24 protein-coding genes and 1 riboswitch are annotated in these 22,480 nt (G+C 68.2%); of the genes, 17 read left to right on the top strand and 7 right to left on the bottom strand.

Annotated elements, in window-relative coordinates; all coding sequences use genetic code 11:
- Positions 1–334: OmpA family protein (locus V7702_RS12175; protein WP_335650374.1), on the top strand; the 334-nt coding region annotated here is incomplete at its 5' end.
- A gap of 99 nt (positions 335–433) precedes the next feature.
- On the opposite strand, the gene V7702_RS12170 is transcribed toward V7702_RS12175, so the two are convergent.
- The gene (locus V7702_RS12170) at positions 434–997 is read right to left on the bottom strand and encodes a TMEM165/GDT1 family protein (protein ID WP_442958417.1); all 564 of its coding nucleotides are present in this window, start codon (positions 995–997) and stop codon (positions 434–436) included.
- 16 nt (positions 998–1,013) lie between these two features.
- Positions 1,014–1,200, bottom strand: a riboswitch (yybP-ykoY riboswitch).
- Between the two features lie 319 nt (positions 1,201–1,519).
- On the opposite strand from V7702_RS12170, the gene V7702_RS12165 reads away from it, so the two are divergent.
- From V7702_RS12165 to V7702_RS12155, 3 genes are all read left to right on the top strand, one after another.
- Positions 1,520–3,406 (top strand): ribonucleoside-diphosphate reductase subunit alpha, encoded by a 1,887-nt coding sequence (locus V7702_RS12165; RefSeq protein WP_335650372.1) that lies wholly within the window; start codon positions 1,520–1,522, stop codon positions 3,404–3,406.
- A gap of 358 nt (positions 3,407–3,764) precedes the next feature.
- Positions 3,765–4,442, top strand: a complete 678-nt coding sequence (locus V7702_RS12160; protein WP_335650371.1) for a lipid A-modifier LpxR family protein — start codon at positions 3,765–3,767, stop codon at positions 4,440–4,442.
- Between the two features lie 161 nt (positions 4,443–4,603).
- On the top strand, positions 4,604–5,647 hold the full coding sequence (locus tag V7702_RS12155; protein WP_335650370.1) for a ribonucleotide-diphosphate reductase subunit beta: 1,044 nt from the start codon (positions 4,604–4,606) through the stop codon (positions 5,645–5,647).
- 142 nt (positions 5,648–5,789) lie between these two features.
- Here the strand turns inward: V7702_RS12155 and htpX are convergent, their stop codons facing one another.
- Entirely contained in the window at positions 5,790–6,728 is a 939-nt protein-coding gene (gene htpX, locus V7702_RS12150; RefSeq protein ID WP_335650369.1) for a zinc metalloprotease HtpX, read from the bottom strand.
- 115 nt (positions 6,729–6,843) lie between these two features.
- On the opposite strand from htpX, the gene V7702_RS12145 reads away from it, so the two are divergent.
- On the top strand, positions 6,844–8,295 hold the full coding sequence (locus tag V7702_RS12145; RefSeq protein ID WP_335650368.1) for an AMP nucleosidase: 1,452 nt from the start codon (positions 6,844–6,846) through the stop codon (positions 8,293–8,295).
- 4 nt (positions 8,296–8,299) lie between these two features.
- On the opposite strand, the gene V7702_RS12140 is transcribed toward V7702_RS12145, so the two are convergent.
- Complete coding sequence (locus V7702_RS12140; protein ID WP_335650367.1) at positions 8,300–9,142, bottom strand: alpha/beta fold hydrolase; 843 nt, start codon at positions 9,140–9,142, stop codon at positions 8,300–8,302.
- On the opposite strand from V7702_RS12140, the gene V7702_RS12135 reads away from it, so the two are divergent.
- A complete protein-coding gene (locus V7702_RS12135; RefSeq protein WP_335650366.1) occupies positions 9,131–9,634 on the top strand; it encodes a tyrosine-protein phosphatase in 504 nt (167 codons plus the stop codon). The genes V7702_RS12140 and V7702_RS12135 overlap by 12 nt on opposite strands.
- Positions 9,594–9,905, top strand: coding sequence for a tyrosine-protein phosphatase (locus V7702_RS12130; RefSeq protein ID WP_335650365.1), 312 nt, complete (start codon positions 9,594–9,596; stop codon positions 9,903–9,905). Before V7702_RS12135 ends, V7702_RS12130 begins: the two co-directional genes overlap by 41 nt.
- A gap of 3 nt (positions 9,906–9,908) precedes the next feature.
- Here the strand turns inward: V7702_RS12130 and V7702_RS12125 are convergent, their stop codons facing one another.
- Complete coding sequence (locus V7702_RS12125; RefSeq protein ID WP_335650364.1) at positions 9,909–10,634, bottom strand: glutathione S-transferase family protein; 726 nt, start codon at positions 10,632–10,634, stop codon at positions 9,909–9,911.
- 90 nt (positions 10,635–10,724) lie between these two features.
- On the opposite strand from V7702_RS12125, the gene V7702_RS12120 reads away from it, so the two are divergent.
- The 4 genes from V7702_RS12120 (at position 10,725) to V7702_RS12105 (ending at position 14,921) form a co-directional block, all read left to right on the top strand.
- Entirely contained in the window at positions 10,725–11,414 is a 690-nt protein-coding gene (locus V7702_RS12120) for a helix-turn-helix transcriptional regulator (protein ID WP_335650363.1), read from the top strand.
- Positions 11,415–11,586: 172 nt separating this feature from the next.
- Entirely contained in the window at positions 11,587–12,759 is a 1,173-nt protein-coding gene (locus tag V7702_RS12115) for a pyridoxal-phosphate-dependent aminotransferase family protein (protein ID WP_335650362.1), read from the top strand.
- 39 nt (positions 12,760–12,798) lie between these two features.
- On the top strand, positions 12,799–14,157 hold the full coding sequence (locus V7702_RS12110; RefSeq protein WP_335650361.1) for an anthranilate synthase component I family protein: 1,359 nt from the start codon (positions 12,799–12,801) through the stop codon (positions 14,155–14,157).
- The gene (locus V7702_RS12105; protein ID WP_335650360.1) at positions 14,154–14,921 is read left to right on the top strand and encodes an aminotransferase class IV; all 768 of its coding nucleotides are present in this window, start codon (positions 14,154–14,156) and stop codon (positions 14,919–14,921) included. The genes V7702_RS12110 and V7702_RS12105 overlap by 4 nt, the downstream gene beginning before the upstream one ends.
- A 2-nt stretch (positions 14,922–14,923) precedes the next feature.
- Here V7702_RS12105 and V7702_RS12100 read toward each other — a convergent pair whose 3' ends face one another.
- The 3 genes from V7702_RS12100 to V7702_RS12090 form a co-directional block, all read right to left on the bottom strand.
- Entirely contained in the window at positions 14,924–15,469 is a 546-nt protein-coding gene (locus V7702_RS12100) for a TadE/TadG family type IV pilus assembly protein (RefSeq protein WP_335650359.1), read from the bottom strand.
- Complete coding sequence (locus V7702_RS12095) at positions 15,466–16,038, bottom strand: TadE/TadG family type IV pilus assembly protein (RefSeq protein ID WP_335650358.1); 573 nt, start codon at positions 16,036–16,038, stop codon at positions 15,466–15,468. Before V7702_RS12095 ends, V7702_RS12100 begins: the two co-directional genes overlap by 4 nt.
- Positions 16,039–16,100: 62 nt before the next feature.
- A complete protein-coding gene (locus tag V7702_RS12090; RefSeq protein WP_335650357.1) occupies positions 16,101–16,484 on the bottom strand; it encodes a pilus assembly protein N-terminal domain-containing protein in 384 nt (127 codons plus the stop codon).
- Positions 16,485–16,802: 318 nt separating this feature from the next.
- Between V7702_RS12090 and V7702_RS12085 the strand changes: the two genes are divergently transcribed.
- The 6 genes from V7702_RS12085 (at position 16,803) to V7702_RS12060 (ending at position 22,386) form a co-directional block, all read left to right on the top strand.
- The gene (locus tag V7702_RS12085; protein ID WP_335650356.1) at positions 16,803–16,973 is read left to right on the top strand and encodes a Flp family type IVb pilin; all 171 of its coding nucleotides are present in this window, start codon (positions 16,803–16,805) and stop codon (positions 16,971–16,973) included.
- Between the two features lie 160 nt (positions 16,974–17,133).
- Complete coding sequence (locus V7702_RS12080) at positions 17,134–17,661, top strand: A24 family peptidase (protein WP_335650355.1); 528 nt, start codon at positions 17,134–17,136, stop codon at positions 17,659–17,661.
- Positions 17,662–17,731: 70 nt separating this feature from the next.
- Positions 17,732–18,643, top strand: a complete 912-nt coding sequence (cpaB, locus tag V7702_RS12075) for a Flp pilus assembly protein CpaB (RefSeq protein WP_335650354.1) — start codon at positions 17,732–17,734, stop codon at positions 18,641–18,643.
- Entirely contained in the window at positions 18,640–20,214 is a 1,575-nt protein-coding gene (locus tag V7702_RS12070; RefSeq protein WP_335650353.1) for a type II and III secretion system protein family protein, read from the top strand. The genes cpaB and V7702_RS12070 overlap by 4 nt, the downstream gene beginning before the upstream one ends.
- Before the next feature lie 8 nt (positions 20,215–20,222).
- A complete protein-coding gene (locus tag V7702_RS12065; RefSeq protein WP_335650352.1) occupies positions 20,223–20,909 on the top strand; it encodes a CpaD family pilus assembly protein in 687 nt (228 codons plus the stop codon).
- Between the two features lie 7 nt (positions 20,910–20,916).
- The gene (locus V7702_RS12060) at positions 20,917–22,386 is read left to right on the top strand and encodes an AAA family ATPase (RefSeq protein WP_335650351.1); all 1,470 of its coding nucleotides are present in this window, start codon (positions 20,917–20,919) and stop codon (positions 22,384–22,386) included.
- The last annotated feature ends 94 nt before the right edge of the window (positions 22,387–22,480 follow it).

Below are 22,480 nucleotides of genomic sequence, written 5' to 3'. Positions count from 1 at the left end.
AGCCCGGCAGTTCGTGGTCTACTTCCCGTTCGATCAGTACATCCTGACGCCGGAAGCCCAGGCCGTGGTCTCTGAGGCCGCCAACTACGCCCAGGGCGGCAACGCCACCCAGGTCGTCGTGATCGGTCACACCGACTCCTCCGGCTCGCCGGCGTACAATGTCCGCCTGTCGGAACGTCGCGCCAAGGCCGTGGCTGACCAGCTGGTCGGCATGGGCGTCAACCAAGGCGCGCTGCAGGTCGACTGGAAGGGTGAGAGCCAACTGGCTGTCCCGACCGGCGACGGCGTGAAGGAACCGCTGAACCGTCGTTCGACCATCGACATCAACTTCTGATATCGATCTTCGACTGGCGCTAAGCCAACCGATGGGGAGCCCGGCCGCAAGGCCGGGCTCCTTTCGTTTGTGGGGCCTGCCAGCGCCGCGAACGGTCGATCAACCGAAGGCCAGGATCCAGAGACCGATCAGGGCGAAGGCCCCGGCCGCCAGGCCGCGGATGAGCTTGAGGGGCAGGCGTCCCGCGGCGGCGTCGCCCAGCAGAACCACCGGCGCATTGGCCAGCATCATGCCGGCGGTGGTGCCTGCCGTAACCAGGATCACGTCCTGGAACTGGGCGCCCAACGCGGCGGTGGCCACCTGGGTCTTGTCCCCCATCTCCACGAAAAAGAAGGCGACGACGGTCGTCCAGAAGATCGAAGCCCCGGGGCGGGGGGCCGGCGCGTCCTCGTCCTCCAGCTTGTCGGGAATCAACGCCCAGGCGGCGAAGGCCAGGAACAGGCCGCCGAGAATCCAACGCATCCAGGGGCCCTGCAGCCAGGCGGCCGCCACGGCCCCGAGGCCGGCGGCCAGAGCATGATTGGCCAGTGTGGCGACAAAGATGCCGCCGATGATCGGCCACGGCCGGCGGAATCGCGCGGCCAGCAGCAGCGCCAGCAATTGGGTCTTGTCACCGATCTCGGCGATGGCCACCAGGCCAGTGGAAATGAGGAAGGCTTCCAATGTCATGTCCCGGCGGGGTCGGACAGCGCATACCCATGGCGATCGACGCCTCCGACCCCGCATGGTGGACGCGCGAAAGCCAAAGGTCTCGCCAAGCTCGATCCGCCGGACGCGCCATGCCGGAAGGGCCAAGGCCCTGTCGACAAGTCTGTTGACGCGCCCCCCGCTGGAGATACGGGCGGCTACTCCCCAATGACAGGTCGTGGCGTAGCTTCTTGCATCCCGGATGGCAAGCCGGCGCCTGGTGTCTGTGCGTTTCGGCGTCGGGCGCCCGGGCCTATTGTCACAGTCGCGTGAAGCTCCGGGGACGGCGGCGGCGGAAACCCCATTGCGATCAGTGGGCGGACTCCTTGCGTTAAGATCTCGGTAACGAAAATCCCTGGGGGCGAACCGTCGCACCCCGTTGACGAGTCGTTAGCCTCTGTGGCCCCATATAGTGGTGTCGCCAGGTGGGCGGCCACAATATATAGCGGTGGGGCGGAATATCGGGCATGGGCTCGAAGCCCCTGAAAGTTATGGGTTTTGGCCATGAGCGGCAGTGAAGCGGCGATGTTGAAGGTTTCTGAGGCGGCTTCGGCGGCGCAAGACCGAGCCGAACGGCCCCAGCTGCAGCTGGTTCGGAAGGTGGAGGTCGATCGCAGCCGCGACGCCCTGCTGACCGAGTTCGGCAAGACCACGCTGGAGGACCGCTACCTGTTGGCCGGCGAGTCCTACCAGGACATGTTCGCCCGTGTCGCCACGGCCTTCGCCGATGACGCGGACCACGCTCAGCGCATCTACGACTACATTTCGAACCTCTGGTTCATGCCGGCCACGCCGGTGCTGTCCAACGGCGGCGCCGACCGCGGCCTGCCGATCTCCTGCTTCCTGAACGCCGTGCGCGACAGCCTCGACGGCATCCAGGGCGTGTGGAACGAGAATGTGGCGCTCGCCTCCAACGGCGGCGGCATCGGCACCTATTGGGGCGGCGTCCGCTCCATCGGCGAGAAGGTGAAGGGCGCGGGCCAGACCAGCGGCATCATCCCCTTTATCCGCGTGATGGACTCCCTGACCCTGGCCATCAGCCAGGGCTCCCTGCGCCGCGGTTCGGCGGCGGTCTATCTCGACGTCCACCATCCCGAGATCGAAGAGTTCCTCGAGATCCGCAAGCCGTCGGGCGACTTCAACCGCAAGTCGCTCAACCTGCACCACGGCATCAGCATCTCCGACGAGTTCATGGAGGCCGTGCGCGCTGGCGAGCTGTTTGGCCTGCGCTCTCCCAAGACCAACGAGGTGATCCGCGAGGTGGACGCCCGGTCGCTCTGGCAGAAGATCCTCGAGATCCGCCTGCAGACCGGCGAGCCCTATCTGATCTTCTCCGACACCGTGAACCGCTCCATGCCGCAGCATCAGCGCGAGCTGGGGCTCAAGGTCCGGCAGTCGAACCTGTGCTCGGAGATCATGCTGCACACCGGCGTCGATCACCTGGGCAAGGACCGTACGGCGGTCTGCTGCCTGTCGTCGGTGAACGCCGAGAAGTTCCTGGAATGGCGTGACCATCCGACCTTCATCGAGGACGTGATGCGCTTCCTCGACAATGTGCTGCAGGACTTCATCAGCCGGGCGCCCGGCGAGATGGACAACGCCGTCTACGCCGCCATCCGCGAGCGTTCCGTGGGCCTGGGCCTGATGGGCTTCCACACTTTCCTGCAGGCCCAGAACGTGCCCTTCGAAAGCGCGCTGGCCAAGTCCTGGAACATGCGTCTCTTCAAGCACCTGCGCCGCCACTGCGACGCCGCCAGCCGCCGGCTGGCCGAAGAGCGTGGCCCTTGCCCGGACGCGGCCGAGCGCGGCGTCATGGAGCGCTTCTCCCACAAGCTGGCCATTGCGCCGACGGCCTCGATCTCGATCATTTGCGGCGGCACCAGCGCCGGCATCGAGCCGATCCCGGCCAACATCTATTCGCACAAGACCCTGTCGGGCACCTTCGCCGTCCGGAACCCCTATCTTGAGCGCCTGCTCGAGGAAAAGGGCCTCAACACCCCGGCCGTCTGGGACACCATCCTGGAAAACGAGGGTTCGGTGCAGCACCTCGATGGCCTGAGCGACGACGAAAAGGATGTCTACAAGACCGCCTTCGAGATCGATCAGCGTTGGATCGTCGAACTGGCCGCCGACCGCACCCCGGACATCTGCCAGTCCCAGTCGGTGAACCTGTTCCTGCCCGGCGACGTCGACAAGTGGGACCTGCACATGCTGCACTGGATGGCGTGGGAGCGGGGCTGCAAGTCTCTCTATTATCTCCGCTCCAAGTCGGTGCAGCGGGCCTCCCACGCCGGGGCCGCGGTGGCCGCCGCCGGCATCATCCCGGCCATGGCGCCGCCGGAAGAGGGCCGCACCGACTACGAGGAATGCCTGGCCTGCCAATAGGCGGCCCGTCTGGCTGATCGAATCGCCGGCGCTTCCCCAGGCGCCGGCGTTTTCATGTGCGCCTGGCGGGTGCACGACCCCGTGACCAGATCAACCGGGAACCTCTGTCACCTTCCCCACATTGAAACGACATGGAAGGATGTCATCTGCCACTCTGCGGTAGATGAGGGGACAGGGAGAGTAGCAAGTGCGGCTGTCGGCGGGATTGGCCATCATCATGGGTTTTGGGGTCGCGACGTCTGTGGCGGCGCAAGACTTTAGTTCGGCCACCCTCAATGCTGAATCGACCCAGGTCGCCTTTGACTTGATGGACGCCGCATTTGCGCCGCAGTCCGTCTTTGGTGAATTTGATGAAAAGGTGACGACGCCCGAAGCCTTCGCGGTGGGCCAGGGCCCCGTTCGCTGGCGCTCCGGCTCGGTGCCCCTCGGGGTCACCGAGAGCGGTGCGGTCGATTCCCTTCGGGTCAGCGTCGGCGGCCCCCTGCGTGGTCCCGGCGGCCTGCCGCTCAATCCCGAGCGGGCCGAGTTCGACGCCCAGGCCTATGAGGTCGCCATGGTCCGCGACTGGCCGGCGGCCGTGACCTTCGCGGCCGGCGACTATGACGTCGATGTATCGCCCCATGCCGGGGTGGGCTTTGGCGTGGGCGGCGGTCAGGCCGAAGCGGGCGCCGAAGTGCGTCTCGGCCAGAACCTGGACAGCGAGGTCGAAGACCGGCTGAACGCCATGGGCGTGCGGGATGGCGACGCCTTTGGCGAGGCCGGACGCTGGTATCTTTTCGCCGCCGCCAGCGGCCGGGCCGTCGGGCTCAACATGCTGCGCAGCGACAGCGGCTGGGACCAGGCCGGCTGGTCCACCGACGGCTCCAGCGCCCTGATCGGCGACGCCCATGTGGGGGTCGGCTGGCGCAAGGGGCCGGTCCAGGCGGCCCTGGGCTATGTCCATCGCGAGGTGAAGGGCCAGCACATGATCTGGGGCCAGGAAACCCGCGACGACCAGATCCTCGCCCTGTCCTTCTCGATCAAGCCATCGAACTAGGCGGGCCGAGGGACCGCCGGTCCATGGACCCCGGTCCATAGGTCGCACCCTTGTTCACAACATCTTGGCGCTTATGGGTGACTTCCCACTAGATGTTGTCTGGATCGCTGTTAACGTGGGCCATCCACCCTACGACAATCCGCATCCGGGGAAGTCTCGCCGTGACCGACGCCACCCACAGCTCCCTGCCTGGCCTGCTGACGCCGTCCTATGCGTACAAGCCCTTCCGCTATCCGTGGGCCTACGACTATTGGAAGAAGCAGCAGCAGGTCCACTGGATGCCCGAAGAGGTGCCGCTGGGCGAGGACATCAAGGACTGGGCGGCCAAGCTGAACGACAAGGAGCGGGCCCTGCTGACGCAGATCTTCCGCTTCTTCACCCAGTCCGACGTCGAGGTGAACGACAACTACATGGAGCGCTACGGGCGGGTGTTCAAACCCACCGAGGTGAAGATGATGCTGGCCTCGTTCTCCAACATGGAGACGATCCACATCGCCGCCTATGCGCTGTTGCTCGAAACTATCGGCATGCCGGACAGCGAATTCACCGCCTTCCTGGATTACCAGGAGATGCGCGACAAGCATGACTACATGCAGAAGTTCGGCGTCGATTCGAACGCCGACATCGCCCGCACCCTCGCCATGTTCGGCGGCTTCACCGAGGGCCTGCAGCTGTTCGCCAGCTTCGCCATGCTGATGAACTTCCCCCGTCACAACAAGATGAAGGGGATGGGCCAGATCGTCTCCTGGTCGGTGCGCGACGAAAGCCTGCACTGCGAGGGGATCATCCGCCTCTATCACGCCTTCAACGCCGAGACGAAGGTGGTCACCAAGTCGGTGGCCGACGACATCGTCGACTGCTGCAAGACCGTGGTGGGGCTGGAGGACAAGTTCATCGACCTGGCCTTCGAGGCCGGCGAGGTCCAGGGCATGACGCCCGACGACATCAAGGCCTATATCCGCTTCATCGCCGACTGGCGCCTGCGCCAGCTGCACCTGCCCGAGGTCTATGGGGTGAAGGAAAACCCCCTGCCGTGGCTGCAGTCGATGCTGTCGGGGGTTGAGCACGCCAACTTCTTCGAGGCCCGCTCCACCGAGTATTCCAAGGCCGCCACCAAGGGCCAGTGGCATGGCGACTCCGGCGTCTGGTCGGAGTTCGACCGCCTGCTCACCAAGCGCACCGACAACACCCTGCCGGCGGAGTAGGGGAGATTTCTGCCGCGCTGCGGCCTCCTCCGCCCCATTTCTCTGTCATGGTCGGGCTTGACCCGACCATCCATGAACACCGGCCTGGCCAGGTGTGCATGGACCCTCGGGTCAAGCCCTAGGGTGACGTCGTGCAGGGGCCTTAACCCCAGGGCCCGCCCTTCGAACGCCGCGTGACCGGCACCGCCGTGCCGACGGCCCGCGCCGCCCGCTGCACCGGGGCCGCCACCTTGCCGGCCATCTCCATCAGCGCCTTCACCCGATTCTGGGTGGCCGGGTGGGTGGAGAACAGATTGTCCGCCCCGCGCCCCGACAGGGGGTTGATGATGAACATCTGGCCGGTGGCCGGATTGCGCTCGGCGGGCAGGTTCACCGTGCCGCGGGCATAGTGCTCGATCTTCTGCAGGGCGTCGGCCAGGGCCTGCGGATCGCCGCAGATCTCGGCCCCGCCGCGGTCGGCCTCGTATTCCCGGGCCCGGCTGATGGCCATCTGCACCAGGCTTGCGGCCATGGGCGCCAGGATCATCAGGGCGATGGTCCCGATGATTCCGCCCGGACGCTCCCGGTCATTGCCGCCGAAGAACAGGGCGAAGTTGGCGAGCGCCGAGATGGCGCCGGCCACGGTGGCCGTCACTGTCATGGTCAGGGTGTCGCGGTTCTTCACATGGGCCAGTTCGTGGGCCATCACGCCGCGCACCTCGCGGCGATCCAGCATCCGCAGCAGGCCCTGCGTGGCGGCGACCGCGGCGTTCTCCGGATTGCGGCCGGTGGCGAAGGCGTTGGGCTGGTCGGTGGCCATCACATAGACCTTGGGCCGGGCCATGCCGGCGCCATCGGCCATGTCGAACACGTCGCGCACATAGTTGCGGACCAGCGCCTCGGGGTGGGCCTCATCGACCTGCTGGGCACCGTGCATCTTCAGGAGGATCTTGTCGGAATTCCAGTAGCTGAACAGGTTCATGCCCCCGGCCAGGACCAGGGCGATCAGCATGCCGCTGGCCCCGCCGATCATGAAGCCGATCCCCATGAACAGGGCGGTCAGGGCGGCCAGCAGGGTGAAGGTTCTCAGGTGATTGTGCATCTTGCGTTCGGCGATTGTTCCAGGCGCCAGATATGGGGAACGGCGAGGCTCTTGCGCAAGCACATGGGCGCTTGCGGCCTCTCGAAACCGTCACCGAGCGGCGCTATGATCGACCATGACAAGAACCAACGATCCCGCCGCCATTCTCGCGCGGCTCACCGAGGAATATGAGGCCTCGGTCGGCGCCCTTCGCGGCGCCCTGCAGAAGTTCCTCGCCGACGGCTCGCCGCCCGATCCGGCGCTTCGGGCGACCGGCGCCTTCACCTATCCGGAGCTGCGCCTGACCTGGCCGGCCGGGCAGGACTTCCCCCGACTGTCGCGAGCCTATGCCCGCCTCTCGGCCCCGGGAACCTATGCGGTGACGGTGACCCGGCCCGACCTGTTCGGCGCCTATCTGGTGGAGCAGCTGACCCTGCTGATGCAGGACTTCGCCGTGACCGTCGAGGTCGGGCGCTCGGACCAGGAGATTCCCTTCCCCTATGTGCTCGACGGCACGGTGGACCTGGCCAAGGCCGATGTGGGCGCCCGCGAGATCGCCCGGCACTTCCCCACCACAGAGCTCGCCCATATCGGAGACGAGATCGCCGACGGCTTCTGGACGCCGGCCCTGGAAGAGGCTCGCCCGCTGGCCCTGTTCGACGGCCTGCGGACCGACTTCTCCCTGGCCCGCCTGGCCCACTATACCGGCGCCCCGGCCGAGCATGTTCAGCCCTTCATCCTGTTCACCAACTACCACCGCTATGTGGATGAGTTCGTCGCCTGGGCCTGCGCCCAGCTGAAGGCCGGCGGCCCCTATACGGCCCTGTCGGCGGCCGGCCGGGTGGTGGTGACGGCCGAGACGGAAAACCCCGAGCTCGTGGTGGCCGAGGCGGCCTGGCGGCGCCACCAGATGCCCGCCTACCACCTGATGGCCAAGGACGGCCGCGGCGTCACCCTGATCAACATCGGCGTCGGCCCGTCCAACGCCAAGACGATCACCGACCACCTGGCCGTCCTGCGGCCCCAGGCCTGGCTGATGATCGGCCATTGCGGCGGCCTGCGCGGCAGCCAGACCATCGGCGACTACGTCCTGGCCCACGCCTATCTGCGCGACGATCACGTGCTGGACGATGTCCTGCCGCCGGAAATCCCGATCCCGCCCATCGCCGAGGTTCAGGTGGCCATGAACCGGGCCGCCGAGCTGGTGACCGGAGAGGCCGGCGATGTGCTCAAGCGCCGCCTGCGCACCGGCACGGTGGTGACCACCGATGACCGGAACTGGGAGCTGCGCTATTCCCTCTCGGCGCTCCGGTTCAACCAGTCCCGGGCCGTGGCCATCGACATGGAAAGCGCAACCATCGCGGCCCAGGGTTACCGGTTCCGGGTGCCCTACGGCACCCTGCTGTGCGTCTCGGATAAGCCCCTGCATGGCGAGATCAAGCTGCCGGGCCAGGCCAACGCCTTCTATGAGCGGGCCATCGGCCAGCATCTGCAGATCGGCCTGGCCACCCTCGACCTGCTGCGCGAGGAGGGACCGCGCCTGCACTCGCGCAAGCTGCGCAGCTTCGACGAGCCGCCGTTCCGCTAGAGCGCTAGGCCGTCAGGAAGCTCTCGACGGCCTCGCCCAGCTCCGGCGTCGCGGCCGCGGCGCGGTGGTCGCCGGGCACGATGACCAGTTCGCCCCGGGGCAGGAGCTCGACCAGCTCGTGGGGCGAGCCGTTGTCCCGATCAGCGTCGCCGCAGACCACCAGGGTCGGGACCTGGATCGCCGCGATCTGATCCTCGGTGGTTTCCTGGAAGGCGGCCAGCACGCCCAGCATGGCCTGCGGGTTGAGGCCCATCTCGGCCATCAGCGCCTGGATGAACTTGCCGGCCCGGGGGTCGCGGGCGTTCGCGCCATTGCGGATGGAGTCCTCGAACATCGCCGCCCGAGCGCCGGCCGCCATGATCCCTGAAGCGCCCATGCCCCCCAGCGCCATCTTCCGGGGCGCCAAGCCGCCGATGACCGCGCGCACCGAGGTCCGCGCGCCAAGCGAATAGCCGACCAGGTCGAAGTCGCTCAGGCCCAGATGGGCGATCAGGGCGGCCTGGTCCCTGGCCAGCACGTCCTGCGGCCAGGCCTCCGCCTCCACCGGTGCGCCCGACTTCCCGTGCCCGCGCAGATCCGGCGCGATCACCTGGAAGCCGGCGGCGACCAGTCGCTCGGCATGGCCGGGCAGAAACCAGTTCTGCTGACCGCTGGAGAAGAAGCCGTGCAGCAGCACGACGGGGCGGCCGGCGCCGGCGGTGTGGACGGCGATCTCGACGCCGTCGAAGCTCTGGAATCGGGTGGTCTGGGGCTCGGTCATGGCGCCAGCCTGTGGCGCCGGAGCCCCGGCGTCCAGGCCCTGGATTTCGTCGGCGGCCAGGGTTAGAGCCTGCCGATGCAACGACACATGGACTTCGAAGGCATCGAGAACTTCCGCGACTTCGGAGGCTACGACACCGCCTGCGGTCGAGGGCTGCGCTCTGGCCTGCTCTATCGCTCGGCCAACCACGGCCGCGCCACGCCGTCGGATCTCGAATGGCTGCGGGCGCTGGGGATTTCGGTGGTGGTCGATCTGCGGCGGCCCGCCGAGCGGGTGCGTGAGCCCTCCCTGCGGCCGGAAGGCTTCATGGCCCATGTGATCGAGAACGACCTGGGCGAGCCCGGCGACCCGTGGCTGGCGGCCCTGAAGGACTCCGACATCAGCGCCGACTTCTTCCGGGCCGACGGGGTCCGGTTCTATCGGGAAGCCCCGTTCGAAGCCCGTCACCTGGACCTGTTCTCGCGCTATTTCCGCGCCCTTTCGGCCTCTGAAGGGCCGGTTCTGGTGCATTGCGTGGCGGGCAAGGGACCGCACCGGCATGCTGTGCGCGCTCACCCACCACATGGCCGGCGTCCATGACGACGACCTGATCGCTGACTATCTGCTGACCAACGACGAGACCCGCATCGCGCGGCGCGTTCCCTTCATGATGGAGTTCGTGGCCGAGCACGCCGGCCGCGCGCCCACCGAAGAGGCGGTGCGCACGGCGCTGAGCGTCCATCCGGAATATCTGCAGGCCGCCTTCGCGGTCATGCGCGACCAGTGCGGCTCGCTGGACGGCTATCTGGAGCAGGCGCTCGGCGTCGACGCCGCCATGCGCGAGGCGATCGCCGAACGAATTCTTGCCTAGGACCTAGGCGGCGTCCTGAGCCTGACGGGTGTATTGCGGAAAGAACATCCGCATCATCCGTTCGCCATAGGCCGTCAGGTTCGGATAGGCGCAGGCCGCGTCCCGCACCGGCGAGGGGAAGGCCTCGCAATAGATTCCGGCCAGGAAGCTGAAGGCTGCAGCGTCCACCGAGGTGGGACGCTCCCCCATCACGAAGACCCGGTCGCCCAGCAGCGCCGACAGCGAGGCCAGGGACCGATCGGCCAGCATGGCGATCTCGCCAAGGCTGTGGCGGGCCACGCCGTGGGCGGTCATGGCGTGGCGCACCTCGCCCAGAACCTCGGCGCGAACCTGCGCGCGGGCGGGCTCCGGCACGTCGTCGAAGAAGTGCGCCGGCCCGTTGGCGAAGTTCTCCGGGATCAGCCAGCGGCAATAGCCCAGGGCCCAGCCCAGGTGATCCTCGATCATCCGCTCGGTGGCCCAGGCCTGGGCGCGGTCGGCCGGCGAGAGGCCTTCATCGAAGTCGATCCCATATGCCGCCTCCAGGTGAAGCCGGATGAAGGTGGAATCGGCCACCACGCGACCGCTGTGGTCGAGATAGGGCAGTTTGCCCTTGGGCGCCTTTTCCAGGTCCCCGGCCACCTTGAGATAGCCCAGACCCGCCATCTTCAGCTGGACCTCGGTCTTCATCACATAGGGGCTGGCGTCAGGCAGGCCAAAGGCTGGGCCAAAGCCGTAGAGGGTGATCATCTTGCTTCTCCGCGTCCGTCCAGAGCGTGATAAAGACCCCCTCCTGTCAGCGTCTTGTCAGCAGCCTCGCCAAGCCTTGTGGAGCCGTCGATGCGTCGGGCCGACCGCCTGTTTCAGATCATCCAGATCCTGCGCCGCAGCCGCCGGCCGGTGACCGGCGCGGCGCTCGCTGCGGAGCTGGAGACCTCGCTCCGCACCCTCTATCGGGACATGGCCGACCTGATCGCCCAGCGGGTGCCGATCCGCGGCGAAGCCGGCGTCGGCTATGTGCTGGAGGACGGCTTCGACATGCCGCCGCTGATGCTGACCGCCCAGGAACTGGAGGCCGTGCTGCTGGGCGCCCAGTGGGTCGGCGGCCGCGGCGATCCCGACCTCGCCCGCGCCGCCCAGGATCTGGTGGCCAAGATCGCCCAGGTGATCCCGGCGGAGCTGCGCCCCTTCATCAGTTCCTCGCCCCTGATGGCCTCGGGCCGTCACGACGCCGCCCGCGACGCCCTGGACATGGCCCAGCTGAGGGCCTGCCTGCGCGATCAGCGCAAGGTGGCGCTGGATTATCGCGACGAGCTCGGCGCCGTCACCACCCGGGTGATCTGGCCGGTGACCATCGGCTATTTCGACACCACGCGCCTGATCTGCGCCTGGTGCGAGCTGCGCCAGGGCTTTCGCCATTTCCGCACCGATCGGGTGGTGAGCGCGCTGTTCCTGGATGAAAAATACCCCCGAGCCCGGGCGCAGCTCTGGGCGGAGTGGCGCAAGACCCTGCCAGGTGAGACGCGTTAGGGGAGGCCGCTGCGGCGCCTGAAAAGCCTACGCCCGGCGTCGACCTCCGCGTCGTCACCGGGCGCTTCCAGGGGCTGAACCTCCGACAAGGCTCAGCGACAAGATTTGCGCTCGGGCGCCCTCTCGGCCTAATCACCTCGGCGTGAAATCAGGTCGTCACCCGGAGGTCGCCATGCAGAGCTTTCAACCCCCCCGCCGCATCCTCATGGGCCCCGGCCCGTCCGATGTGAGCCCGCGGGTGCTGGCCGCCCTGGCCCGGCCGACGATCGGCCATCTGGACCCTGCGTTCCAGGGGCTGATGGAGGAGATCAAGGCGGCTCTGTCGCGGCTGTTCAATGCGCCAGATCACATCTGCGTGCCCCTGCCGGCCCCGGGCACGGCGGGCATGGAGGCGGCCCTGATGAACCTGTTGGAGCCCGGCGACCTGGCGGTGATCTGCGTCAATGGCGTGTTCGGCACGCGGATGGTCGACATGGCCGGCCGCGCCGGCGCCGAGGTGGTGACGGTGGACGACGAATGGGGGACGCCTGTGGACCCGGCCAAGGTCGAGGCGGCGCTGGCCGGCCGCCAGGCCAAGGTGCTGGCCTTCGTCCATGCTGAAACCTCCACCGGCGTGCGCAGCGATGCGGCCAGCCTCTGCGCCCTGGCCCGCAAGTACGGCGCGCTCTCCATCGTCGACTGCGTGACCTCGCTTGGGGGCATCGCCGTGGATGCCGCAGCCTGGGACGCCGACGTGGTCTATTCCGGCACGCAGAAGTGCCTGTCGGCGCCGCCCGGCCTCTCGCCGGTGGCCTTCTCGAAGCGGGCCGTGGCGTCCATCGCCGCGCGCAAGGAAAAGCCGCGCAACTGGCTCTACGATATCGGCCTGCTCATGAGCTACTGGGGCGGGGAGGGCGGCCGGACCTATCACCACACCGCGCCGATCAACGCCCTCTATGGCCTGCATGAATCCCTGGTCGCCCTGTTCGAAGAAGGCCAGCAGGCGGCCTTCGTCCGCCACGCGCGGATGCACGAGTCGCTGGTGGCGGGGCTGGAGGCCCTGGGCCTGGAGATGCTGGTGGCGCCCGAGCATCGCCTGCCGCAGCTCAATACGGTGAAGATCCCCGAGGGGATCGACGAGGCGGCCGTCCGCAATCACGTTCTGGAGCATTGGAATCTGGAGATCGGCGCCGGCCTTGGCCCGCTGAAGGGCAAGGTCTGGCGGATCGGGCTGATGGGCGCCTCGGCCAGCCCCTGGCATGTCCGCCTCTGCCTCACGGCCCTGGCCGAGGCCCTGGCGGTCCAGGGCTTCGCCGGCGCCAAGGACAAGGCCCTGGCCGCCGCTGACGCCAAGCTGGCGGCCTGATCGCTTTCCAGCGGGGCCTTAGGGGGCTAAGGCGCGAGCATGCGTCGTGTCGTCCAGATCGCCGCCCCCTGGCGTGATCCCGCCCTGGCTCTCGCCGCCCTGGCGGACGAGGCCTGGAGCCTGTGTCTGCTGTCGGGTGGCGGGGGCGAGCGCGGGCGCTGGTCCTATCTGGCGGCCCGGCCGCAGCGCGTGCTGGTGGTCGAGGCCGCCGAGGCGGGCGATCCCTTCGCAGCCCTGGCTGATCTGATCCCCGAGGGAGACGTGCTCGCCGACGGGCCGCCCTTCCAGGGGGGCGTGGCGGGCCTGGCGACCTATGAGCTCGGCGCCCGCGCGCAAGGATTGGACCTGGCGGCGCATCCTGACTGGGCGCATCTGGCGGTGGGGCTCTATCCGGCCGTCCTGGCCTTTGATCATCAGGCGCAACGGCTGCTGGCCATCGGCCGCGGCGACAGCCGGGAGCAGGCCCTGGAGCGGGCGCATGCACTGCTCGCCGCCCTGGACGTCGGACCCCGCTCCACGCCGCCAGCCGTGCTGGCTGGCCCCATGGCCGTCTCCCCAGGCGGCGCCTATGAGGACGCCGTGGCCGAGGTGGTCGGGCGGATCGCCGCCGGCGAGATCTTCCAGGCCAATATCGCTCGCCGATGGACTGGCGCGCTGGCGTCGGGCGCAAGTCCCTATGACCTGTTCGCCAGCCTCGCCCGGCGCTCGGCGGCGCCGTTCGCAGCCTATCTGCGCCTGCCAGGGCGGGCGGTGGTGTCCAATTCGCCCGAACGCTTCGTCGCCCTGCGCCGGGGGCCGACCGGCCTGACCGCCGAGACCCGTCCCATCAAGGGCACGCGCCCCAGGGGCTGTGACGCCGTCCAGGACGCCGCGCTGGCGGCCGAGCTGCTGGCCAGCCCCAAGGACCGGGCCGAGAACCTGATGATCGTGGACCTGATGCGCAACGACCTCGCCCGGGTCTGTCGGCCGGGCACGGTGCGGGTCCCGGACCTGTTCGCCGTCGAGAGCTTCACCAATGTGCATCACCTGGTCTCCACGGTGACAGGCGTCCTGCGGGCGGGGCAGGGGGCGGCCGACCTGTTGCGGGCGGCCTTTCCCCCGGGCTCCATCACCGGGGCACCCAAGATCCAGGCCATGAAGGTGATCGCCAGCCTCGAGCCGCCGCGAGGTCCCTATTGCGGCGCGATCTTCTGGGCCGGCGTTGATGGGGCCTTCGACTCCAGCGTGCTGATCCGCACCGCCGCCTGCGTGGAGACGGTCGAGGGCTGGCAGGTGGAGGCCCAGGCCGGCGCCGGCCTGGTGGCCGACAGCGATCCCGTCGCCGAGCGGCTGGAGACCGAGGCCAAGATCTCCGCCCTGCTGGCGGCCCTTTCCTCTGACCCGCGAGGCGCGCCATGAGTCTGCCCCTGGACGACCGTGGCCTGCTGCTGGGCGACGGCCTGTTCGAGACCCTGCTGGTGATCGATGGAGAACCGGTCTGGTGGGCGGCGCACATGGCCAGGCTGCGTCGAGGATGCGCTGCTCTTAGGCTGCCGGAACCGACCGAGGACGAGGCCCTGGCCGCCGCGCGACAGGCCCTGACGACGGCGGCGGCCTCGCCACGGGCGGCGCTGCGGCTGACCTGGACGGCGGGGTCGGGCGGACGAGGCCTGGACCGGCCGCCCCTCCTCGCGCCTCGCCTGCTGGCGAGCCTCGCGCCTGCGCCGCGGCCCACCGGACTCCTGCGTCTGGCGACCGTCAGTGTTAGGCGTAACGCTGGATCGCCGACCTCGCGACACAAGACCCTGGCCTATCTGGACAATGTGCTGGCCCGGCGCGAGGCGCAGGCGGCCGGCGCGGACGAGGCGGTGATGCTCAACACCGATGGCGATGTGGCCTGCGCCGCGGCGGCCAATATCTTCTGGGTTGAGGATGGCGAGCTTTTCACCCCGGCCCTGGACTGCGGCGTGCTCGATGGCCTGACGCGGGCGGCGGTGATGGACCGGGCGGCTGTCCTGGGCGTGGCGGTGCGTGAGGTGCGGGCCGGGCGAGCGGTCCTGGGGCATGCCGAGGCTGTCTTTCTGACCAACAGCCTGATCGGCCTACGGCCGGCGACCACTCTGGACGAGCGCCCCTTGAAGCGGCCGCCGCTGCTCGACGCTTTGGCGGAAGCCTTGCCCTAGGATCAGCAGTCGGTGCAGTTCACCATCTCCAGCTTACGCGGGCGGAGATAGTAGGTGTCCTTGAAGTTCAGGGCGTTGGGGATCGCGTACTTCATGGGCGAGTCATAGTTGTAGGTCATCTCGCTCATGATCAGGGTGTCATAGGCGGCCATCAGATTCGCGGGCAGGCCCGTGACCGTGGAGCCCTTGCCAAAGGCTGCCATGCCCTTGCCATGGCTCCACACCACCTTGGGCACGCCGTTGGCGTCGGCCCGGATGGCTGTCGTGCGGATCTTCATGCCGGCAGGGGAGAAGGGGGAGAGGATCTCTTCGGCGATCGAGAACAGGTCATTCAGTTCGCCGCGGGTGGTCAGGGTGTCCTGGGCCACCAGGTCGGCGACCACGGCCGTAGCGTGACTGGCGCGGCGATCGGCCATCAGCGCCATGGTGACCTCGGCCAGGCCCATATAGATCAGGATCAGCACCGGCGCGATGAGCGCAAACTCCACGGCGGCGACGCCCTTGCGGTCGCGGGCGAAGCGGATCAGGCGGTGAACTGCCCCCATCATTTGCAGCCCGCCCCGCTTGGCGCCTGATCGCTGTAGGGCTCATTGCGGAAGGCGTCGACGGCGGTCAACAGGCGCTTGTCCGTGCCGGAATTGACCAGGGCGTTGCTGATCAGCGGCGTGAAGATCTGCCAGCTGTAATAGGTGCGGACCAGCACGATGTCCGCCGGGCCGCCCGGCGACCAGCAGGTGTTGTTTTCGTTGAAGGTGCTTCCGCCCTCGGCCGGGTCGTCCTTCAGGCTGGTGAAGTCGTCATAGGTCCGGACATCGACATAGAGGTTGCTGCCGCAACTGGGGCCAAGCCAGCTCATGCGGTCGCAGACCGCTTCAGCGAAGCTTTCCCTGGTTCCGCCGCTTGTCTGCAACTCGCCGGTGCGGATCGCCCGGGCGGCGCTGGTGGTCGCCGATTCCAGGGCCGTCGACATCATGAACACCAGGGCCAGCTCCAATATGCCGAAGATCAGCATCAGGAGGGGGCCCACGATGAAGGCGAACTCCACCGCGGTCGCACCCTCTCGGGCGCCGATGAAGGCGCGCAGGGCATGGATCAGGTTGTGGGCGGCGCGCGGCATTCTGCGAGTCCATCCGGTTTGCGCGGACCCTAGACCGATTGGGCTAAGCGATGCTTAAGCCCTCAGGGAACCGGTGTCTGAGGGGTGTCGCCGCCGATCGACTGGCACAGCGGCGCGCAGGAGAAGGTGCGGGTTTCGCCGCCGCGGAAATACGAGACCTGACCTTCGTTCCGGGCGCTGACCACGATGTCACGGTCGAACAGAGTGCGGCCCTGGGCGTCGGTCACAACGACATTGGTGACGCCATAGCCCTTGCCGATCACCACCAGATCGCGAGCGCCCAGCAGGCTGACGTCGGCCACCCGCGGATTGGCCACGACAACATTGCGCGCGGCGCCGGCCAGCCGGACCTGAGACCCTTGATCGAGATAGACCGACAGGGGCGCCGCCGCCGCCGGGGCGGCGATCAGGAGGCCGGCGAGGGCGCAGACGGCGAGGCGAAGCATGGCGATTCCGGTGGACTGCGAGCGTCAGGACTTGAGCCGTCAGAGTCGATCCGAATGGTCAACAAAGGCTGAATCCGAGCCGACTCGCGCGCGTGCGTGAATCATAGAGGGATTGTCGCTGAATCCACTGGAATCTGCCCTCGTGGTTAACAAGTGATAATAGTAAACGTAAGTAAACCAAAACAAAATTGAATCGAATACTCGTTGATTTACTCGGCATTAAGCCAGCTGCGGCATTGTGACCCTGCAATTCGGGGCGAGCAGACCACCAAGGCCTGATCCCCGATCAATCTGCTCGCCAACATAGGAGATCGAGCAATGTCCAAGTTCGTCACGCGCTTCCTGAAAGATGAGTCCGGCGCCACCGCCATCGAGTATGGCCTGATCGCCGCCCTGATCGCCGTCGTGCTGATCACCGCTCTGAACACTCTGTCGGGCAAGATCGCCGGCACCTTCGGTTTGATCGCCGGCAAGATGCCCCAGACCTAGGCAAAGGCCGCGTTCAAGCGGCGAAGAAAACGACCAGACTTTCGGGGCCGCGGCGGAGACGCCGCGGCCTTTCTTCATGAGCGAGAAACCAAGCGTTCACTCGCCAAGAGTACGTTGCGGGCTCCGACGCGCGTTCCGCGCCTGCCGCAAGAGCCCGCCCATGATCGCCCAAGCCCAGGCCGTCCTGCTTGTCGTTTGCCCGGCCCTGTTGATCGTGGCGGCGCTGAAGGATGTGACCACCTACACGATCCCCAACTGGATTTCCCTGGCGCTGATCGCCGCGTTCTTTCCCACGGCGCTGGTCCTCGGCCTTGGCCCCCACGCCCTGGGGCTGCACGCGACGATCGGCTTTGGCGCTCTGATCGCCGGCATGACGATGTTCGCTCTGGGCTGGATCGGCGGCGGCGACGCCAAGGTGTTCGCCGCCACGGCCCTGTGGCTCGGCTGGCCGGCCTCGGCGACCTTCCTGCTGGTGACGGCCCTGGCGGGCGGTGTCCTGGCGGTCACACTCCTGGCCATGCGTTCGATCCTGCTTCGCCGGTACGTGTCGGCTGGCCCCGCCTGGCTCAGCCGTCTGGCCGAGCCGGGGGAGAACGTTCCCTACGGCCTGGCCATCTGTATCGGCGGCCTCGCCGCCTTTCCCGGCAGCACCCTGGTCCGGGCCCTCGCCACGGCCGCCCTCCTTTAGCCGCTGTTAACCATGGGCGCCCGACAAGGATCACGCCGCCAGAAGGCCGCAGAACGATTTTGAGTCGCGGTTGGCCGCCGGAACCGGCGCGCCGCCCCATCCCCGCCAGCGGGAGCGTATTGGGAATTTCATGGGCGCCGTCCGCATCGCCATTCTGGCCGCCGCCGCCGTAGCCGCCATCCTGCTGGCCTTCATTGTGCGCGGGATGATGAGTTCCGGCGAGCCGTCCGAGGTCGCCGCTCCGGCGGAAGCCCGCCCCGTGGCCCAGGTCCTGGTGGCCAAGGAAGACCTCGCCGTCGGAACCCGCATCACCTCGACCATGCTGGGCTGGCAGGCCTGGCCGGTGGAGGCGCTCAACCCGGCCTTCGTCACCGATGGCAAGACCGCCATTCCGCCCAAGGACGGCGCCGAAAGGGTCGCTGAGAAGGCTGGCCAGGCCGCCGCCACCCTGATGGGCGACAATCCGATCCAGGCCTTCGAGGGCGCGATCGTCCGCGAAGCCATCGCCGCAGGCGAGCCCGTCACCACGCGCAAGGTCATCCGCGGCGGGGAGGGCGGCTACATGTCTGTCGTCCTCGGCCCCGGCATGCGGGCCGTCTCTGTGCCGGTCTCGGCCGAAACCGCTGGCGGCGGCTTCATCCTGCCCGGCGACCGGGTTGATGTGCTGCAGAGCCGCGAGGACTCCGAGGGTGCGGTGATCACCGAAACCCTGATGCGCAACCTACGGGTCCTGGCCATCGACCAGGCCACGGAGCCGGCCGAAGATTCAAACACGATGATCGGCGCCGTCGCCACCCTCGAGGCGCCCGCCGCCGACGCCGAGGTCCTGGTGCGGGGCAAGGCGGCCGGCGAGATGATCCTCGCCCTGCGCGCCTATACCGACATCGGCGGGCCCGTGGGCCGCGGGGGCATGGCCGAGGCCGAGAGCCAGACCGTGCGCATCTATCGCGACGGCGAGATGACCGAGGTTTCCGTCCAATGAGGCGTCTTTCCCCCCTGATGGCGGCCGCCCTGGGCCTCAGCCTGCTCACGGCGCTTCCGACCAGCGCTCAAGACCTGGCAGGCTCGGCCCCGAACTACGCCAGCCAGGCCTCGACCATCCGCGTCGATCTGGCCGGCGGCGGCGCCACCCAGGCCCTGACCCTGCCGCGGGGTAAATCGGCGATCATCGAGCTGCCGGTGGACGCCCGCGACGTCCTGGTGACCAATCCCGAGGTGGCCGACGCGGTGCTGCGCTCGCCCCGGCGGATCTATGTGCTTGGCGTGGCGGCCGGTCAGACCGACGCGGTCTTCTTCGACGGCGCAGGCCGCCGGATCCTGTCCCTCGACATCCGGGTCGATCAGGACACCGGCGCGGTGGCCCAGACCATCAACCGCCTGCTGCCGGGCGCGCGCGTGCGGGTCGACGCCATGAACGACAGCCTGATCCTGTCGGGTGAGGTGATGAGTCTGTCGGACGCCGACAAGGCGCTGCAGATCGCCCGGGCGGCGGTGGCCGAGCCCGATCAGGTGCTCAACATGCTGTCCATCGCCGGCAAGGACCAGGTGATGCTCAAGGTGCGCATCGTCGAAGTGCAGCGCACCGTCATCAAACAGCTCGGCTTCAACACCAACGCGGTCCTGAACCAGCTGGGCGAACCCCAGTACATGTTCAACAACGCCGCCTCCTTCGCGGTGAATGGCGGCCTGATCGGCGGCCTCACCGGGGGCTACAACCTCGACACCACCAAACAACCTATCATGCAGCGCCCTTGCGGCTGGCCGGAAGCGCCTGACGTGCTCTGCGACTACGTCGTACGCAGCGGCGGAAACTCCGATACGGCGACCATCAAGGAAGGCCTGGCCGGCGATCCCGGCTTGAACCAGGCCGAGGCCATGATCGAGGCCTTCGAACGGGTGGGCCTGGTCCGAACCCTGGCCGAACCCAACCTGACGGCGGTGTCGGGCGAGGCCGCCAAGTTCCTGGCCGGCGGCGAGTTCCCGGTGCCGGTGGGTCAGGACGACACCGGCCGCATCAGCATCGAGTTCAAGCCCTTCGGCGTCGGCCTGGGCTTCACGCCGGTGGTCCTGTCGGGGGGGCGGATCTCCCTGAGGATCTCCACCGAGGTCTCCGAGCTCACCAATGAGGGGTCCTTCACGGTCAGCAATGGCGCGAGCGCGCCGGCCCTAGTCATCCCGGCGCTGAGCGTGCGCCGGGCCGAGACCATGGTGGAGCTGCCCTCGGGCGGCGCCATGATGATTGCGGGCCTGTTGCGCGAACAGACCAAGCAGGCGGTGGACTCCCTGCCGGGCATGACCAACCTGCCGGTGCTCGGCACGCTGTTCCGGTCACGGGACTATCTGCAGGGCGAGACCGAACTGGTGATCATCGTCACCCCCTATCTCGTCCAGCCGACCTCGCCGGATAGCTTGCAGACCCCGGCCGATGGTCTGCGGATCGCGTCGGATCCGGAAACCATCCTCCTGGGGCGCCTGAATCGCGCCTACAAGGCCAAGCCGCAGCCGCCAGGCGCGCCGGCCTACCAGGGCCCCTATGGCTATGTGATCGAGTGAGCGCCGCCATGACCCGCACCCTGCGTCGTTTCATGCCCCTGGCCCTGGCCGCTGGTCTCGCCGCCTGCGCCTCGGCGCCGCCCCGCGAGGGTGCGGTGGCCAAACCCGCCACCCCGCTGGACCAGTATCGCGCCCAGGTGACCCCGCGTCCGGAAGAGGTTCTGCTGGCGATCCATGCGCAAGGGATTTCCGGACCCCAGGCCGACGCGCTTGCGGGCCTGGTGGCCGGCTGGCGCGCGGCCGATGGCGGCGTCATCCGCATCCAGGCGCCGACCCGCGGCGTGGACTCCGCGGCGGCCTATCGGATGGGTGAGAGCGTGCGCGCCTTTCTTATCTCCCAAGGGGCGCCGCCGGCGGCCGTCCAGGTGGTCGGCTATGATGCGACGGGCGCCGCCCCGGCGCCGATGATCGTCGGTTATCTCCGCTATGAGGCGCAGGTCCCCGACTGCGGCGAGAGCTGGGACAATCTCAGCAGCAGCTGGAACAATCGGGTGTCGGCCAACTTCGGCTGCGCCGTGACCGCCAACCTGGCCGCCCAGATCGCCAATCCCGCCGACCTGGTTGGGCCACGGACCATGGATGCGCCTGACGCCGCGCGCCGCGCCGACGTGTTGGCCAAGTACCGTGACGGCGAGATCACCTCGACCGAGTCTGACGACCGGTCCACCGGCCTCGTCTCCCAGGTCGTGAGGTAGGGGCCTGATGCGCGCGAGTTCCGGACCAGACCCATTCGATCTCCAGTTCGACGCCGACGATGACTTCGGCGCGCCGGGCGATGACGCCTGGGGCGCGCCGGCCGCGCGTCCGGCCCCCGATCGCGATCCGTTCGCCGATCTCGAACCCCCGGCGGCGCGGGCCGTGGCCGCCGATCCCCTGCGGATCGATCCCCCTGTCCAAGGCCGTCGCTCCACAGCGGCTGAACCGGCCACCGACAATCCGGTTCACGAGATGATGGCCTCGGCGGAGGCCGCCTTCGGCGACACCTCCGTGCCGCGGATCACCATCCATGCCTTCACCGAGCGCGACCGCACCGCCGACCTGATCGAACATGCCGCCAAGGACCGCCGCATGGAGCGGGCCACGGTCACGGTGCGCGAGGGTGGCCTGGCGGCGGCCGTCACCGCCTATCAGAACCAGCCGACTCCGCCCCTGCTGGTGGTGGAGTGCTGCGAGGGCGGCGCCCAGCTCCTGGCGCACCTCGACAAGCTCGCCGAGGTCTGCGACCCCGGCTCCAAGGTGGTGGTGATCGGCGCGGCCAACGACATCGCCCTCTATCGCGAGCTCATGCGCAGAGGGGTGAGCGAGTACCTCGTCCCGCCGATGAAGCCATTGCAGTTCGTGCGGTCGATCGCCGGCCTCTACGCCGATCCCAGCGCCCCCTTCGTGGGCCGGCAGATCGCCTTCTGCGGCGCCAAGGGCGGGGTCGGCGCCTCGACCCTGGCCCACAACATCGCCCACGCCATCACCGAGCGGCTGGCGGCCAATGCCGTGCTGGTCGACCTGGACCTCGCCTTCGGCACCGCCGGCCTCGACTTCAACCAGGACCCGCTGCAGGGGGTGGCCGACGCCCTGGGCGAGCCTGACCGCCTCGATCCCGTCCTGATGGACCGGATGATGGCCCGCTGCACCGACCGGCTGAGTCTGTTCGCCGCGCCGGCCTCGCTGGACCAGGACTATGAGATCTCTGCCGACGCCTTCGAAGAGGTGACTCAGAAGATCCGCGGCGCGGCCCCCTTCGTGGTCCTCGACCTGCCCCATGTGTGGACCGCCTGGAAGCGTCGGATCCTGCTGTCCTCCGACGATCTGGTGATCGTCGCGACCCCGGACCTGGCCTCCCTGCGCAACGCCAAGAACCTGGTGGACCTGGTCCGTCGCGCCCGCCCCAATGACGCGGCGCCGCGCCTCATCCTGAACCAGGTGGGCGTGCCCGGCCGTCCGGAAATCCCGGTCAAGGACTTCGGCGAGGCTCTCGACCTGGTTCCGGCCCTGGTGCTGCCTTTCGAGCCCAAGCTGTTTGGTCAGGCGGCCAATAACGGCCAGATGCTGGCGGAGGTCGCGCCGCGGGGCAAGACGACCGAAGCCCTGGCCGAACTCGCCCAGCAGATCAGCCGTCGCGAAGCCCCCGCGCCGCAGAAGTCCTCGCTTCTGTCGGCCCTGTTCCGGCGGAAATAGCCATGTTCGGGAAGCGTTCCGCCGAGGCCGAAGCCCCCGCGCCGCAAAGGTCGCCCCAACCCAAGGCGCCTGCGCCGGCCGGTTCGGCCGCGCC

Source organism: Phenylobacterium sp. (genome assembly GCF_036963605.1).
Classification (GTDB): domain Bacteria; phylum Pseudomonadota; class Alphaproteobacteria; order Caulobacterales; family Caulobacteraceae; genus Phenylobacterium.
This window is presented reverse-complemented; position numbering and strand designations above follow the sequence as displayed.

Excerpts from the sequence above, each read along its gene's own strand:
- V7702_RS12120 (WP_335650363.1), top strand. The coding sequence starts at position 10,725 with ATGCGTCGGGCCGACCGCCTGTTTCAGATCATCCAGATCCTGCGCCGC.
- V7702_RS12110 (WP_335650361.1), top strand. The coding sequence starts at position 12,799 with ATGCGTCGTGTCGTCCAGATCGCCGCCCCCTGGCGTGATCCCGCCCTG.
- V7702_RS12115 (WP_335650362.1), top strand. The coding sequence starts at position 11,587 with ATGCAGAGCTTTCAACCCCCCCGCCGCATCCTCATGGGCCCCGGCCCG.
- V7702_RS12135 (WP_335650366.1), top strand. The coding sequence starts at position 9,131 with ATGCAACGACACATGGACTTCGAAGGCATCGAGAACTTCCGCGACTTC.
- V7702_RS12090 (WP_335650357.1), bottom strand. The coding sequence starts at position 16,484 with ATGCTTCGCCTCGCCGTCTGCGCCCTCGCCGGCCTCCTGATCGCCGCC.
- V7702_RS12080 (WP_335650355.1), top strand. The coding sequence starts at position 17,134 with ATGATCGCCCAAGCCCAGGCCGTCCTGCTTGTCGTTTGCCCGGCCCTG.
- V7702_RS12065 (WP_335650352.1), top strand. The coding sequence starts at position 20,223 with ATGACCCGCACCCTGCGTCGTTTCATGCCCCTGGCCCTGGCCGCTGGT.
- V7702_RS12095 (WP_335650358.1), bottom strand. The coding sequence starts at position 16,038 with ATGCCGCGCGCCGCCCACAACCTGATCCATGCCCTGCGCGCCTTCATC.
- V7702_RS12145 (WP_335650368.1), top strand. The coding sequence starts at position 6,844 with ATGACAAGAACCAACGATCCCGCCGCCATTCTCGCGCGGCTCACCGAG.
- V7702_RS12105 (WP_335650360.1), top strand. The coding sequence starts at position 14,154 with ATGAGTCTGCCCCTGGACGACCGTGGCCTGCTGCTGGGCGACGGCCTG.
- V7702_RS12085 (WP_335650356.1), top strand. The coding sequence starts at position 16,803 with ATGTCCAAGTTCGTCACGCGCTTCCTGAAAGATGAGTCCGGCGCCACC.
- V7702_RS12130 (WP_335650365.1), top strand. The coding sequence starts at position 9,594 with ATGCTGTGCGCGCTCACCCACCACATGGCCGGCGTCCATGACGACGAC.
- V7702_RS12125 (WP_335650364.1), bottom strand. The coding sequence starts at position 10,634 with ATGATCACCCTCTACGGCTTTGGCCCAGCCTTTGGCCTGCCTGACGCC.
- V7702_RS12070 (WP_335650353.1), top strand. The coding sequence starts at position 18,640 with ATGAGGCGTCTTTCCCCCCTGATGGCGGCCGCCCTGGGCCTCAGCCTG.
- V7702_RS12100 (WP_335650359.1), bottom strand. The coding sequence starts at position 15,469 with ATGATGGGGGCAGTTCACCGCCTGATCCGCTTCGCCCGCGACCGCAAG.
- htpX (WP_335650369.1), bottom strand. The coding sequence starts at position 6,728 with ATGCACAATCACCTGAGAACCTTCACCCTGCTGGCCGCCCTGACCGCC.
- V7702_RS12060 (WP_335650351.1), top strand. The coding sequence starts at position 20,917 with ATGCGCGCGAGTTCCGGACCAGACCCATTCGATCTCCAGTTCGACGCC.